Origin of the sequence: Nostoc paludosum FACHB-159, from assembly GCF_014698835.1 — a bacterium.
In the GTDB taxonomy this organism is placed as follows: domain Bacteria; phylum Cyanobacteriota; class Cyanobacteriia; order Cyanobacteriales; family Nostocaceae; genus Nostoc; species Nostoc paludosum.
On sequence record NZ_JACJTU010000005.1, the window covers coordinates 116,279 to 132,093 of the forward strand.

General features: G+C 43.7%; 10 protein-coding genes and 1 pseudogene. 8 read left to right on the forward strand and 3 right to left on the reverse strand.

Going from position 1 to position 15,815, the window contains the following annotated elements; all coding sequences use genetic code 11:
* Window positions 1-12: 12 nt before the first annotated feature.
* The 3 genes from H6H03_RS07065 (at window position 13) to H6H03_RS07075 (ending at window position 2,888) form a co-directional block, all read left to right on the forward strand.
* Window positions 13-1,386: an alpha-amylase family glycosyl hydrolase gene (locus H6H03_RS07065; protein ID WP_190954434.1), complete on the forward strand. Its 1,374-nt coding sequence runs from the start codon at window positions 13-15 to the stop codon at window positions 1,384-1,386.
* Window positions 1,387-1,508: 122 nt separating this feature from the next.
* A complete protein-coding gene (locus tag H6H03_RS07070) occupies window positions 1,509-1,808 on the forward strand; it encodes a hypothetical protein (protein WP_190954435.1) in 300 nt (99 codons plus the stop codon).
* A gap of 456 nt (window positions 1,809-2,264) precedes the next feature.
* Window positions 2,265-2,888: a hypothetical protein gene (locus H6H03_RS07075; protein ID WP_190954436.1), complete on the forward strand. Its 624-nt coding sequence runs from the start codon at window positions 2,265-2,267 to the stop codon at window positions 2,886-2,888.
* Window positions 2,889-3,063: 175 nt separating this feature from the next.
* On the opposite strand, the gene H6H03_RS07080 is transcribed toward H6H03_RS07075, so the two are convergent.
* Window positions 3,064-4,161, reverse strand: coding sequence for a sulfate ABC transporter substrate-binding protein (locus H6H03_RS07080; RefSeq protein ID WP_390841955.1), 1,098 nt, complete (start codon window positions 4,159-4,161; stop codon window positions 3,064-3,066).
* Window positions 4,162-4,630: 469 nt separating this feature from the next.
* On the opposite strand from H6H03_RS07080, the gene H6H03_RS07085 reads away from it, so the two are divergent.
* Window positions 4,631-5,017 carry a hypothetical protein gene (locus H6H03_RS07085; protein WP_190954437.1) on the forward strand — a complete coding sequence of 129 codons (387 nt, stop codon included), beginning with the start codon at window positions 4,631-4,633 and terminating at the stop codon, window positions 5,015-5,017.
* Here H6H03_RS07085 and H6H03_RS07090 read toward each other — a convergent pair.
* Window positions 4,965-5,234, reverse strand: coding sequence for a hypothetical protein (locus tag H6H03_RS07090; protein ID WP_190954438.1), 270 nt, complete (start codon window positions 5,232-5,234; stop codon window positions 4,965-4,967). The two genes, H6H03_RS07085 and H6H03_RS07090, sit on opposite strands and share 53 nt — an antisense overlap.
* Window positions 5,235-5,257: 23 nt before the next feature.
* Window positions 5,258-6,514 (reverse strand): lipid-A-disaccharide synthase, encoded by a 1,257-nt coding sequence (locus H6H03_RS07095; RefSeq protein ID WP_190954439.1) that lies wholly within the window; start codon window positions 6,512-6,514, stop codon window positions 5,258-5,260.
* A 707-nt stretch (window positions 6,515-7,221) separates the two neighbouring features.
* Here H6H03_RS07095 and H6H03_RS07100 point away from each other — a divergent pair.
* From H6H03_RS07100 to H6H03_RS07110, 4 genes and pseudogenes are all read left to right on the forward strand, one after another.
* Window positions 7,222-7,413, forward strand: a complete 192-nt coding sequence (locus tag H6H03_RS07100; protein WP_242057781.1) for a helix-turn-helix domain-containing protein — start codon at window positions 7,222-7,224, stop codon at window positions 7,411-7,413.
* 132 nt (window positions 7,414-7,545) lie between these two features.
* Window positions 7,546-9,954 (forward strand): annotated as a pseudogene (locus H6H03_RS41960) (PAS domain S-box protein); the annotation flags it as partial.
* A gap of 9 nt (window positions 9,955-9,963) precedes the next feature.
* Window positions 9,964-12,393, forward strand: a complete 2,430-nt coding sequence (locus H6H03_RS41965) for a PAS domain S-box protein (protein ID WP_449289989.1) — start codon at window positions 9,964-9,966, stop codon at window positions 12,391-12,393.
* A 381-nt stretch (window positions 12,394-12,774) separates the two neighbouring features.
* A complete protein-coding gene (locus H6H03_RS07110; protein ID WP_190954442.1) occupies window positions 12,775-15,807 on the forward strand; it encodes a PAS domain-containing hybrid sensor histidine kinase/response regulator in 3,033 nt (1,010 codons plus the stop codon).
* The last annotated feature ends 8 nt before the right edge of the window (window positions 15,808-15,815 follow it).

Here is a 15,815-nt window from a genome sequence, read left to right on the forward strand (position 1 = left end):
AGTTTGGTAGCGATGTATTTGATAAAAACTCTCTTGAGTTGTGCCCTTGTAATCTGCATAATTTGTATCTTTCCTATTAAGACGTTAGCCGCAGAAAAACCCACTGCAATTTTTCATGCATTTAATTCACACTACAGTGATATTGAGAAGTTTGTATGTGAAATTGCCAACCAAGGATATTCTCACATTCAAATTTCTCCAGCCCAAAAATCTAATCCCGCCCCAGAATGGTGGGCGCGTTATCAACCTGTAGACTACAGCATTATTGAAGGTAGAGGTTCGCTACTCAATTTAAAAAAACTTATTAATCAAGCCCATAGTTGTAATATCAAAGTGATTGCTGATGTTGTTTTCAATCACATGGCTAATTTAGATGATAATGAAAATTTTGAAGATTTAACTCAATTTCCGGGTCTTTCTGTGAGTGACTTTAATTCAAACTCCAACATTTTAGGAAAAAAGCCTTGTAGCATTAATTATAGTGATGGCAACAGAAATTCAGAAATTAATTGTTGGTTAGGTGGACTTCCTGACTTGATATTTACCACTAACGTTAAAACAATTCAAAAAGCTCATTTAAAAAAATTACTAGATTTAGGAATTGATGGATTTCGGTTTGATGCTGCTAAGCATATGCCAGCAGATGTTATCAAAGAGTACATCGACTATGTAGATTTATATAGTCAAGGAAAAGCATGGAATTATCTTGAGGTAATTACAGATAGCGACACCAGCGCAGAAAACTATAACTGGATTGCTGCTGTTACAGATTTTGTTCTCTACAACTCAATGAAAAATGCCTTCAGCTTCGGAGGAGATTTGCGATCGCTGCGAGTTCCTACAAGCATAAAAGATCCGCATAGCGTCACCTTTGGCAGTAACCATGATACTCTCCGCGAGATTAATTCCAATCCCATCAACCCCTATAGCGATCCTTCAGACTCTTTGCTAGCAACAGCCTATGTTCTGGCAAGAGAAAGTGGTACTCCTTTAATACTGAATACGAATAATAGAGATGCTTCTTTTATCAAATATGGTGTCCAATTTCGTCAAATTATGCATCAACGAGGTAATCAGGGAAAAAATATTAAAGAAAATGTTTTAGCAGCTATTGATAGTCCGACTGTATTGCTAATGGAACGAGGCAGTGAAGGATTTTTTGTTGTCAATAAAGGTGAGAATAAATTTAATATCCCAACGCTCGACTTAACTTTGACGAATTTAGATGGATGTTATCGGGAACTCCGTAATAATTTTACTGTTGCGATTGAACGTAGCGATCGCCAGAAAAAATTTATAACTCGTTGGGGAAGCTGGAATAGAGGCGGTATGGAAATTGAAAAACGTGATGCACTCTATTTTATTCGAGAACCTGGCAATCATTAGTAGTTGCGTAGGCGCAGTCCGTCGTAGACATCGCTGGGATTCTTCCTTGCCTTCAAAATATTCTCAAAAACGATTACTTTTATTTATCGTTTTAACAAAAAAAACAATATTTGCTTCTATCAATGGGAAAGCTTAATTTTAGAGTATCAAGCCAACATCAGAAATTGGATGAATTACACTATCAAAAGCTCAATGAACTAACTCAAATTATCAAAGAGCAGCAACAAATTATCAATGAACTTAAAGTCACTTTAGTACATAGTTCAAAAGAGAATCAAGAAGCTAAAGTAGCTCTATTACCAGGCTTGCATATTCAAACTAATAGCAAATTTCCTAAACAACCTTCTACCAATAAATCTTTTACAATCGATCAAACAGTTGGAGACAATAACAAAGCGGTTGAAAAACTGACTCGTTACTAATAATCAGCCAAAAATGCTTTTTTGATTAACAAATAAAAAGCTGCATTTTACTTGACTCGATCTATTTGTAAGTTAGATACTAAAATATCTGACGCTAAGTTAAAGCCGTTATTGATTTTTTTTGATAAGCAAGAATGTTTGCTTTGAATGCTACTTGTTTATATCTAATGGGACTAATAAAAATAATCCAAAGTTCTAAATTCAAAGCAGAAAGTTTATAAGAACAAGTACAAATTAAAATTACAAAAACAATCATGAATTGGTCAATCCTAATGAGTTGAAAGTTTTACTAAGATTCAAGACTCAGTATTCCACTAAATCAAAACTTATGCAAAAATATTAAAAAAGCTTCCTTATGTAGGTAATAATTTTGCTTTTTACCTCTTTTACTCAAGTGTTAAGCAACTAATAAGTTCCTTAGCTGATTACTAAAAATCTCAAACCAGGGAGAAAAATATGCAGTTCATCAAAATTATTCTTGTCGCTCTCGTGTTTATCGTGAATCTGACAATTGCTCAACCTTCTTGGGCAGGTAAAGATTTTACCAAAGGAACTGATTATGTTGAGGTAACTCAGGAACTAAATCAACTTCTAACTGTGAAAGATAACCCTGAACAAGCTGGCTATACACCTGAGCAATTTCAAGCCCGACTAGCACAATTGCAGTCTCAGAAGTATGTGATGGAAACGGCCAGAAAACGAGCGCAGTGCTTTAATCAAACCGGTAAAACTTTGGGTATCTACGCCAATAAACCGAAAAAATATCCAACTCAACTTTACTTCTTAGCAGCAGGGCAAATTACAGATGATGATTGGGATTGTGATGGTATCTACCTACCCGCAGGTACTCAGGTAGTTTTAAGTCCGAATACTGAAGTACAAGAGTTAACCCAACCCATTGCAGTCAAGTTTGTCGATGGTACACAGTCCATTGCTAGAACTAATCCAGCTACTGGTGCAATTGAATTAAATGTTGCACCTGCTAAAGTCTTCAAAGCTGGTGAAGGCAGCTGGTTGCTACCTACGTTATCTCAGGCAGATATTGACGCGCAAGTTCCTAGTCCACAAATCATTGACTAATGTTTGCTAGGCATTCAATTTTGATGCGATAAGCGCGTCAATTTTAATTACACTAAATAGTACTTTACCCCTCCTAACCAAGAGGGGTTTTTAATTAATGGGAGATTGAAGAGCGATTTTAATATAGTTAGCGGTCATTTACCGCGTTATAAAAAATCTGAAAGTTTTTACCCATTTACTTTAAAGACTTCTGAGCTTGGATTCGATCAAAAATAGCACCTTCATTAAAAAATTGTTGTTGAATCTTGTTCCATCCTCCTAAATCTTCTGCTTTAAACAGAGTTTTGACTTTAGGAAAATTGCTACCAAATTCTTTTGCGATCGTATTATTCACAGGGCGAAATCCTATTTTGGCAAATTCTCGTTGTACCTCTGGTGTATACAGATATTGCACAAATGCTTCTGCAACTTTCCGAGTTCCATGTTGCTCGACGTTCTTATCTACCACAGCAATTGGATTATCAATAGATATATTCACATCAGGGACAACATATGAGAACTTTTCGCCTTTTTGTTTTGATAAAATCATTTCATTTTCATAGTTGAGTAAAGCATCCCCTTGACCTTGTTTAAAGAACAATTCGCTGGCATTACGAGCAGTCTTGGGCAGCACAAGTACATTTTTATAAACTTTGGAAGTAAAATCTAATGCTTGCTTCTCATCCTGTCCAGTTTTTGTTATGTAACCCCATAAACTTAGGAAGTTCCATCGCGCACCACCAGATGTTTTCGGGTTAGCTGTCAGTACGCTCACTCCTGGTTTTGTCAAATCTGTCCAAGTTTTAATATTTTTGGGATTCCCCTCACGAGTAGCGATCGCACCTACGGATTGTGTCACGATTGCATTATTTGGTGCTTCTTTTTCCCAACCTGGTTGAATAAAACCTGTCTGAACCAGTTTGTCAACATCAAGGGCTAGTGACAGGTGTATCACATCAGCCTCTAAACCATCAATCACATTTAGCGTTTGAGAACCAGACCCATCATAACTTTCAGTAAACTTCAGATTTTGGTTATGCTCTTTTTTCCATTTTTCTACAAATTGTGGAATAATTTGCTCGTATGCAGCCTTTGTCACCGAGTAAGAAACAAACGTTAGGTTTATATCACGCTCTGAAGTGGCGATTTTATTACCAGTGTTATCAACATTAGCTCCAGAGCAAGCACTCATCACTATACTTAAGCTTACTCCTGCCAAAAATAGGGATATAAACCCCCAGTTTCTTATAGCTTGCCAAGCTTTAACAGTACGAGTGTGAACTTGTTTAGCGATATCTCTGTTTAATTTCCAAGTATGCTGCCGCTTGTTTCTCAAAATTTCCCTCCTCTATAAAATTCGGTAAACCGAGAGATTTACTGTAGTTTAGAGGTATTATAAGATAGTTGCCATTTATTACATAACCTTTAATTAACCTAAATTTAAACAAGTTGTAAATTGATTACGCATAACAAAGAGGCTTAACGTTGCTAAAACAACAGCCTTAGTGTTCGCACTTCTTTAGGGCTGCGGCAGCAAAGAATGATTGTTAATGTCCTAACCAATGTGACTACTGCTATAAGAAAAAATTGCCCTTTTAGGGCGAGGCTTTAGACCAAAATTTTCGGTAACTTGGAGTAGTCTTAGCAGTCAGAGAGTTTTCAAACAGTTGAAATCTTGTTAACGTTTATGCTTAAAATTGCACAAGAGGTTTTTTTAGCATCTACTAAAAGCTAAAGTTGACCCTTGCAGGACTCCCCAAGACATGCTGACTGAAATTTTGCCTTTCCGCTTTGAATTAGACACGATCGCGATCGCTGGAGCGAGTTTGTGGTCATTAGCGTTATATCTAGGTTTATCAAAAGCCACTGAATGGGTAATCGAGCAACTCAACCGCTGGTTTAACTTTGCCGAGCGATCGCTTTATACTAGTCAATCAGAATTTGAAAAAACTCGGAAAGCTAGAGAATCCCAAAACGCTTTCTACGCCTCACTATTTAGTATTGTGCCTTTCTTGGTACTCGGCGCTTTGTTCAATTGGGGTGTAGAAATCAGTTTAGGACGTAGCTGGGGAATCAGCTTAGGCATACTTGCTTGTATTAGTTGTGGCATTTTTGAACTGGGAAGACGTAGTGGCGGGTCTTCGGATTAGGTTGAAGGGATGAGGGAGTGGGGAGGTGGGGAGTGTAGGGGGATGGGGAAGTGTGGGGAGTGTGGGGAGTGTGGGAGGATGGGGAAGTGTGGGGAGAAAGAGAATTTATGCCCCCGTCTCTTCCCCATCCTCCCACACCTCCCACACCTCCCACACCTCCCACACCTCCCACACCTCCCACACCTCCCACACCTCCCACACCTCCCACACCTCCCACCCCTCCCCATGCCCAATGCCCCCTTACTCCCCAATTACCTCATTAACAATCTGTGCTATCTTCTGAGCTGCTCCGCTTTCACCACGAACCTGACGTAGCTTGTGCCGGATACCGTCCAATTTTTCTGGATGAGCCAAAAAATCTAATACCATGTCTCCAACTTCTGACGGTTGGAGTTTGCCTACAAGTTCTGGGACAATTTCTTCCTGTGCCCAGATGTTCGGCCATGCTAATAAACCTTTGCGTCTGAGAAATACCCAGTTAATTACCTTGGCAAAGGTAGAACCAACCCCTGGCAGATTCGCCAATAAACCCGGTAAACCATCCCAAGAACGCATCGCATCTAGTTGTTGAGTAGGTAGCAAAACAATCATCGGTACTCCTAATGCACCGAGTTCAGCGGTGTTTGCCCCCACGGTAGTCAGGCAGATGCAACATTGTGATAACAAGTCATAGGCAGGGTTTTCTTGCCATAATTCTAAAGTTAGGCCTGTTTGTGTTTTCAGTGATGCCTTGCTTTTGCCGTCCTCTGGAATTATTAAAGAAACACTGCTAAGGCCAAAAGTTTCTACAAAAGGGTTTTTTTGGGAATCGCCAAAACTAGCTAAGGTTTGCAAATCCACCGTTGGAGCAACAGGAAGCACAAATTTAGTTTGGGGTCTGTTGGCGTGGATATATTCGGCAATGGCTAACATTAAAGGTATCCCCTGGGTTAATTTTGCTGCTTTTGAACCCGGTAATATACCAATTATTTCAGCAGTAGAGACGCCATTAATCGCGTTCGTACAAGATCCTTGGGCTTCTAGCATCAAATCTCCCACAACAGTAAATTTGTGGGCATATTTTGGGGCAACACGGGCAGCAACTTGAGGTTTCATAACTCCAAAGCGGTCTATCAAGTTATGCCACCGGGCTTCCCATTCGGCGTAAACAACTGTGCGATATCCTAATTTTTTACCAATAATTACAGGGAAAATTTGATCGCCGCCGAGAAAAACCACCACACCGCGACTTCTCCACTCCCAATTTTCAAATGTTTTACCCCAGAGGAGAAATTGCGAAAAATGCTCTGCTGGCTGAACTCTGTCTACTTCTGGGTAAGAAAGAGCGATCGCAGCTTCTTTACCAGTAGCATTGGGACAAGGGGATAAAACTACAGAAATCCTCACAACAGAACGGTCATCCCCTAGTTGTTGCCGCAATGCCTTCACTACTGGACGCACCCAAGTGGTTACTTCCCCTGGGCCGTTGGAGAGAATGAGAATATCTACTGGAGTCATGAGTTAAGTAAGTGGTTGTGAATATTTATCGTCAGGATAAGGCAGGAGGCAGGAGGCAGGAGGAAAGAGGGTTTGAGCTAAATTAACCTTTATTAACATAGTTTGATTTTTTCACACCGACTTACTTAAGGTGACGGTTAAAGGCTGTTGTTGACCAAAACAATTGTCAATTCACTATTAAATAATTTTCATTGTATGTAGATTTTAAAGTTTTAATCTGTTACCGAATTTTAGACAATTAGTATTAATTTTCTAATTATTTATTGATAATATTTTTTGTATTTTAATTGCGAATTGGTATATGACTGATTTTTGATTTTTGAACAAAACTCAGTACACCTTTATTCCCAATCCCCAGTCCCCAGTCCCCAATCCCCAGTCCCTTACCTCTACGAGTCATTGTCCGAATCAAATCGGATTGCTATAACGGGTTTGAATCTACCACTGATTATAATTGCCAATTGCGTAGCTTGCTTCCTGCTTTGCGAGTATTGCCAATTACTGGTAACTTTTGCGCCCAACAAATTTTTGTCAGGGGAAAATTTCTGCTTCTTTGGGTAGAGATCATAACAGCAAGTTAATATGCTATATTTTAGCAGCAACTATCGCACCTGCTATAGTCCGCTCGTTACATAGTAATCAAGGTATCCACGTTCATGGCTGCAATCGAGAAGACAGAGCTTGCAGAGTTGATTCGTGAGACAAGAATGCGGCTTAAACTCTCACAGGTCAAGTTTGCAGAGAAACTGGGGGTTTCTTTCCATAGTGTTAATCGATGGGAGAACGGACGGACAAGGCCTTTACCACTGGCGATGAAACAAATTGAAACATTACTGTATTCCTTGGGCGATCGCGGTGAAGACTTACTAGCCAGGTATTTTTCATCTGGGAGGAGTTGAAATTGTGCCCCCTGTTCTGAAGACAGCAGTTTCAGAAGATATCCAATTCCAGTAGGAGGAATGATAATGCCACTCCGGTTTCTCTTGCTTGAAGATAATCCGTTGGATGCCAATGTTGTTGAAGCCATGCTGATGGATGGCGGCATCGACTGTGAACTGCTCCAGGTGGAAACTCGTGGTGATTTTGTAGCAGCACTTTTAGAAAATGAGTTTGACCTGATTCTGGCAGACTATGGACTACCGGAATTTGATGGCATCAGTGCTTTAGAAATTGCTTGCCATCTGCGTCCTGATGTGCCATTAATCTTTGTCTCTGGCAGTTTGGGTGAGGAATTAGCCATTGAAACCCTCAAACGTGGAGCCACAGATTATGTTCTCAAGCAACGCTTAGGGCGGCTAGTGCCATCGGTACAACGGGCACTGCGAGAAACCCAAGAACGCCGAAAACGCAAACGAGCAGAACTCATGCTATTCGAGCAGAAACGACTGCTGGAGTTAATTGCTTGTGGACGCCCCCTCAATGAATGCCTAAAAGCCATGTGTGCCTCAGTGTCTTACCTTCATCCAGGTACACGCGCCTGCTTTTTGCTGACCAATGCTCAAGGGACGAAGTTTAAGAATTCCATTACTCCAGACTTTCCATCGTCCTTTGGGGAAGGACTCAAGGATGCTCCAATCAACGATTTGTGCATTGGAACCTGCGGCGAAGCAGTGTATCGGGGTGAGCCGATTAGCTGCGCCGACATTGTTAACGACGATCGCTGGTCGCAGGAATGGCGAAATTTATGTGTGGCTCACGGCATTTTGGCGTGTCATTCCCAGCCGGTGATGGACGCCGACGGCCTAGCCTTGGGATCGTTGATGTTGTGCTTTGACCAACCACGGATGCCCACCGATTGGGAATTGCAACTGGCAGACTTTGGCAGCCAAGTTGCCAGCATTGTGTTCGAGCGCGATCGCTCTTATCTTGCCTTGGCCGAATCCGAAGCCAAATATCGCACGTTGTTTGAATCCATCGACGAAGGCTTCTGCATCTGCGAAATGCTGTTTGATGAAAACGGTAAACCGATTGATTATCAGTTTCTCAAAGTCAACCCGGCTTTTGAAAAAATGACGGGGTTGAAACAAGCCACAGGCAAAACGGCACGAGAACTTGTCCCCAATCTCGAAGCTTCCTGGTTTGAGATTTACAGCAAAGTGGTGCTAACGGGCAAACCCATTCGGTTTGAGGCTCAATCCGTAGCAATGAGCAATCGTTGGTTTGATGTCAAGGCTTTTTGCATCGATGCAACCCAAAGCCACAAATTCGCCATTTTGTTCGCTAACATCAGTGATGTCTACAACGAGCTTCGCTTACGCAAACAAGCCGAAGCCGAAATTCAACAGCTTAACCAGCAACTTACCCAGCGCCTCAACGAGTTACAAACTCTATTTGATTTACTGCCCATTGGCGTAGCGATCGCTGAAGACCCAGAGTGCAGAACAATTCGCGTCAATCCTTACCTGTCTAAACTGATTCGAGTTCCGATGGTCGCAAATGCCTCCTTGGGCGCTCCCGCCGATGAACGCCCCCTTTATCGCTTATGTCGAGACCGTCAAGACATTCCAGTTGCACACTTACCGATGCAGTATGCAGCAATTCATAACACATCGGTGCAAGATGAAGTGGTAGACATTGTACATAGCGATGGAACATTAATTAAACTGCTCTGTTATGCTTCGCCGTTATTAGATGAAAACCAGAGGGTTAGAGGTGTTGTCGGGGCATTTGCCGATATTACCCAACGTGTCATGGACGAAGCCGCTCTGCGTGAGAATGAAGAACGGCTCTTAATTGCCCTGCAAACGGGTAAGCTTGGCTCTTGGCAACTGGATCTCGTAACAGGAGTAATGGATAGCTCCGATCGGTGTAAAGCAAACTTTGGGCTACCCCCGGAGGCAGAATTATCCTACCAACGGCTGTTTGAGGTAGTTCATCCCGAAGATCGCCAGTACGTTCGAGAGATGATGCAACAGGCGATCGCAAACAAAATTGATTACGATGCCGAATATCGCATCGTCTGGTCAGATGGCAGCATCCACTGGCTTATTGCCCGCGGCCGAGCGTCCTACGATACCAACGGTCAACCGCTACGGATGATCGGTGTCACCCTCGATATTACCGATCGCCAACTCTCAGAGCAGCAAAACCAACGCACTCTCCAAAGACTACAAACCCTGATTGCAGCTTCACCGTTACCCATTGTCATCATTGAACCAAATTGCATTGTGCAACTCTGGAACCCGGCGGCCGCAAGGCTCTTCGGCTGGAGTGAAGCAGAAGTGTTAGGCAAACCCATTCCCATTGTACCGCCAGAGAAACAAGAGGAATGCCGCTTGGTGCGAGAGGCAGTGAGCAACGGGGAAATCTTCTCTGGAGTAGAAACGTACCGCTGCAAACGCGACGGCTCAACCGTGGTTGTCAGTATTTCGGCTGCCCTACTGGATGACAGCAATGCCATCGTACTTTTGTTTCAAGATATCACCAAGCGTCAGCAGATAGAAGAGGCGTTGCGTTCGAGTCAGGCACAGTTGCAAACACTCTTCGACGAAGCCCCCCTTGGTGTTTTCCTAATTGACCAGGACTTCCGTATCAGGCAAGTCAACCCCACCGCATTGCCGGCCTTTGGAGATATTCCTGATTTAATCGGTCGAGACTTCGAGGAGGTGATGCACATCCTGTGGTCGCCAGCGTATGCAGATGAAGTTGTGCAACAGTACCGCCACACGCTGGAAAGCGGGGAGCCGTACTTTGTGCCAGAGCGAATCGAGGAGCGTCGCGATCGCGGGGTAATTGAATATTATGAGTGGCGAATCAATCGCATTCCCCTGCCAGAGGGCCGCTACGGCGTGGTTTGCTATTTTCAGGACATTTCTGCCCAAGTGTTGGCACGGGTAGCGATCGCCGAGAGTGAATCTCGCTTCCGCCTCATGGTTGAAAGCGCCAAAGATTACGCCATCTTCACCCTCGACCTCAACGGCATCATTGCTAGTTGGAATTCCGGCGCCCAAAAGCTGTTGGGCTATACCGAAACAGAAGCCATAGGACGCGACGCTCGAATCATTTTCACACCAGAAGATAACGAGCAAAAACAAGCCGAGTGGGAGATGCAAACTGCCTTGACCCAGGAACGGGCAGAAAACGAACGTTGGCACCTTCGTCAAGACGGAACCCAATTCTGGGCGAGTGGTTTAATGATGCCGTTACAAAATGAAGCAGGGCATATACAGGGGTTTGTGAAAATCTTGCAAGACAAAACTGCAAAACGGCAAGCAGATCAACGGTTGCATCTGCTGTATGAGATGACTCGCGATTTACTCGCCGCCGAACACCCCATGCAGCTGATGGACAACTTATTTAGCAAACTTTCAGATCAGCTGGGGTTGAATTGCTACTACAACTACATGGTTGAGCAAAAAGACAACCGACCGATATTGCATCTAAAACATTATGCAGGGATTTCTGATGATGCGGCTCGTTCAATGGAATGGACTGAATTTGGCCAGTATCTGTGCGGACTGGTGGCACAACAGCGACGGCAAATTGTTCTGGATGGAAGGCAAATTTCCACCGATCCTAACGCCCAACTGCTCAAGTCAATGGGAATTACTGCTTATGCTTGTCAACCGTTAATCGTTCGAGGACGATTATTGGGGTCGCTATCATTTGGCAGTTTCACCCGGACTAATTTTACCTTAGAAGAAATTAACCTGCTGCAATCAACCTGCGACCAAATAGCCATCGCCCTTGAGCGAGCAGATCTGCTGACCTCAATGCAGCAACAAGCCCAACAACTGCAACAAGCCAACCGCATCAAAGATGAGTTTTTAGCCGTTCTGTCACACGAATTGCGATCGCCCCTCAACCCTATTTTAGGCTGGTCACAGCTGCTGAAAACAGGCAAACTTGACCAAGCGAAGACAGCTCAAGCCTTAAATGTCATCGAACGCAATGCCAAGTTGCAGTCGGAACTAATTGAAGATTTGCTCGATGTCTCTCGAATTCTCCAAGGTAAACTCAGCCTGAATGTTTCCCGTGTTAATTTGGCGATGACGATTCAAGCTGCCATCGAAACGGTACGATTAGCGGCCCAAGCCAAGTCCATTGAAATTCAGGCACAGCTGCAACCAGATGTCGGGCTAGTATCAGGCGATCCTAACCGATTACAGCAAGTGATTTGGAACCTCCTCTCCAACGCCATCAAGTTCACCGATATTGGAGGACAAGTTGAAATCCGCCTAGAACGCCTTGATGGTTTTGCTCAGATTATCGTCAGCGATACAGGTAAGGGAATTCACCCTGACTTTCTTCCCCATGTTTTTGACTACTTCCGCCAAGAGGATGGGGCTACAACTCGAAAATTTGGAGGACTGGGGTTAGGGCTGGCCATCGCCCGTCACTTAGTCGAACTACATGGCGGCACCGTTTGGGCAGACAGTCCAGGCGAAGGTCAGGGGGCAACTTTTACCGTCAGGCTGCCGAGTCTGGCAAATCCATCCCCAAGGAATTCAGATGTTAAACAGTCTGAGCCATTTCGGAATTTGCAGGGGATAAAAATTTTGGTGGTCGATGATGATAACGATACGCGAGAGTTTTTAACTTTCTTGCTAGAACAGTACCAGGCAAATGTAACTGCGGTTGCCTCAGCCGTTGAAGCCATTGCTACTTTCAGTGAGTCCAAGCCAGATGTGCTAGTGAGCGATATCGGGATGCCAGAGGTGGACGGTTATATGCTGATGCGGCAAGTAAGAGCTTTACCGCCAGAACAGGGAGGACAAATAAAAGCCATCGCTCTGACTGCCTATGCTGGAGAAATTGACTATCAGCAGGCGATGTTGGCAGGCTTTCAACGGCATGTACCCAAGCCGGTGGAACCAGAAGTTTTAGTGAAAGCGATCGCAGATTTAGTTCAAGCAGTTGCAGGTCAAGCAAAACCATAATGCATTCCTGGTTTCCTCACCCAGCTTTATCCCAGCGATCGCTCTGAGCGCCTACGCTGGAGAATATGACCAACGGCAACCTAAGAAGTATATTAAATATCTAAATTATCTAGCCTATAGTGTTAAATTATTATGCTTTGAAACTACTCAGTCACTCATTAGGTTAGTTGATTGCTGACAGTTAAGTGTCAACCGTCAACAGGCAATAAAAAATATGCGCTGCGTCATACCATTTGACGAAATACCTGATACAAATGACTAGTCTCTAATTGTTTTTCCTCTGCTGGCTATTTGTATCAATTTTAAAGTTAAACATTATTTATATGTTCTCGGCAGTCGATCTAAGTTTTGACTTGTTCTCTCACCCTAGTTTTCACTGGTATGCACGACTTTGTAGTTAATTTATTTAGCACAGGCTCATTTATTCCTCATGGTCACTGCTACCTGTGGAAGCCAGGGTTAGTTTGGCTGCATATAATTTCTGATGCCATCATTGCACTTGCTTACTATTCCATTCCGCTGACGTTGTTCTATTTTGTTCGCAAACGGCAAGATTTACCTTTCTCTTGGATATTTTTGTTATTTGCCGCTTTTATTGTCTTCTGTGGTACGACGCACATTGCCGAGATCTGGACATTGTGGCATCCTACCTATTGGCTATCAGGCATTCTCAAAGCTGTAACTGCCATCGTTTCATTGTTTACAGCGATCGAACTCGTACCCTTAGTTCCTCAAGCACTAGCCTTGCCAAGTCCCCTAGAATTAAGGCAAGCAAACAAGGCATTATCCGCAGAAATTGAGGAACGTTTGGCAGTTGAAAACCAACTTAGACGGCTGCAAGAAGAATTAGAACAGCGCGTACAGAACAGAACTGTTGAACTAGTACAAGTTAACCAGCAATTACAACAGGAAATCGACGAGCGACACCGGGTGGAAGTTGCTCTGCGGGCCAGTCGCGAACGGTTAGTTTTGGCACAACAAGTCGGCAAAATAGGCACTTGTGAATGGAAGTTCCAAACCGGAGAATTGATTTGGACAGAAGAAATGGAAGCTCTATTTGGGCTGAGACCTGGAAGTTTTGAGGGTAGCTATGAGCATTGGTTAAAACGATTACACCCAGACGATCGCTCCAAGGCCCATCTTGCCGCCCAACGAACTGTCACGCAAGGATCTGACTTCGACACCCAATGGCGGATTATACTTCCTGATGGCAGAATTCGCTGGATAGCTGCCAAGGCAAAAATTTTTGGTGACGGAGGTCAGGCAGATCGTTTAATTGGGGTGAATATGGACATCACTGAATACAAGGAAGTCCAACAAGAACTCCAACAAACCCTACAAACCTTAACTACGCTTATTCAAGCTTCCCCATTGCCGATTGTTGTTGTTGAAACAGATACCACCGTCAAGTTATGGAATGCAGCAGCAGAGCAATTATTTGGCTGGAGTGAAGCAGAACTTTTAGGTCACCAGTTGCCCATTGTCCCAGAAGAAAAGCTCCAAGAATGCGACCAGCTACGGGAGGCTGTCACCAAAGGGGAAGTCTTCTTTGGTGTGGAAACCTATCGCCGCAAGCGTGACGGCTCAAATGTATTTCTTAATATTTCAGCGGCTCCCCTTTACGACGAGTGCGGCAGCGTTAATGCTATTTTGCTGATTCTTCAGGATATTACTCAACGCAAGCAAGCACAAGCAGCGTTGCAAGATAGCGAAGAACGCCTCCGTTTAGCTTTGGTAGCGGGAAATCAGGGACTTTATGACCTGAATCTGCAAACTGGTGATGCAATTGTGAATTCAGAGTATGCCCAGATGCTAGGCTACGAACCGGATGAATTTCAGGAAACTAATGCCAAGTGGCGCGAACGCCTCCATCCTGATGATGCAGCAGCGGTTTCTCAGGCTTATGAAGATTACATTGCAGGGAAAGTTGATGATTACCGAGTAGAGTTTAGACAACGAACTAAAGCCGGAGATTGGAAATGGATTTTCTCGGTGGGCAAAATTGTATCGTGGGACAATGAAGGGAAACCCCTGCGGATGTTGGGAACTCATACTGACGTTAGCGATCGCAAAACGGCAGAAGCAGAACGAGAACAACTCTTATTACGAGAACAAGCGGCACGCGAGCAAGCAGAAGCAGCAAACCGCATCAAAGATGAGTTTCTAGCGGTATTATCCCATGAATTGCGTACACCCCTCAACCCAATTTTGGGTTGGGCAAAGCTGCTTCGCAACTCCAAGTTAGACGAACAAAAAACAGCTTTCGCCTTAGAAGCCATAGAACGCAATGCTCAATTGCAAACCCAGTTGATTGGAGATTTGCTGGATGTATCCCGGATTCTGCAAGGCAAACTGAGTTTCGACATTACATCGGTTGATTTAGAAGCTACAATTTTAGCTGCAATAGACACAGTGCGCCTAGCTGCTCAAGCCAAGTCCATCAATTTACAATTTTCGATTATCGATTTTGGATTGGAAAATCCTGCTGATATTAGCTCAGACTCTAGCCAGCAATGTAATCATCTAAAATCAGAAATCCCTTCAGCTTCGGCAGTCCCCCCACCCTTGCGGGAAGACGCTTTGCGTCTACGAGGGGAACCGCCTCACCTAAATTCCAAATTTCAGGTAGCAGGCGATACAGCACGTCTTCAGCAAATCATCTGGAATTTGTTATCCAATGCAGTGAAGTTCACTGATGTAGGAGGGTGTGTAGAGGTGCGTTTGGAACGTGTTGGTACTCAAGCTCAGATCGTCGTTAGCGATACAGGCAGAGGTATCAGTCCTGACTTTTTACCATACATATTTGACTATTTTCGTCAAGCAGATGCCGCCACAACTAGAAAATTTGGCGGATTAGGAATAGGTTTAGCAATTGTTCGCCATCTCACAGAATTACACGGTGGTATGGTGACGGCACATAGTTTAGGCGAAGGGCATGGAGCCACTTTTACGGTGAGGATACCACTAATTAAGACTGCCCTAGTAGACAATGAACTTAATTCAGATTCTTCATCTGATGTGTCTGCGGCTTTATCGCTGGCAAATATGCAAATTCTGATGGTAGATGATGATGCAGATACCCGCGACTATATCAGCTTCTTGTTAGAGCAAGCAGGGGCAAAGGTTATTTTAGCTACATCTGCATCTGAAGCACTGCAACTATTAGTAAAATCAATCCCAGACATCTTAGTCAGCGATGTGGGAATGCCTGATATGGATGGTTATATGTTAATGCGGCAGGTAAGAAATCTGCCACCAGAACGGGGAGGAAATCTAAAAGCGATCGCTCTGACTGCCTATGCTGGAGAAATTAATCAAAAACTTGCCATAGCCGCCGGATTTACCAAGCATATTGCCAAACCTGTAGAACCACAGGAGCTAATAAGGGCCATCGTAGAATTAGTTAAAGGTTGAAGAAGGCA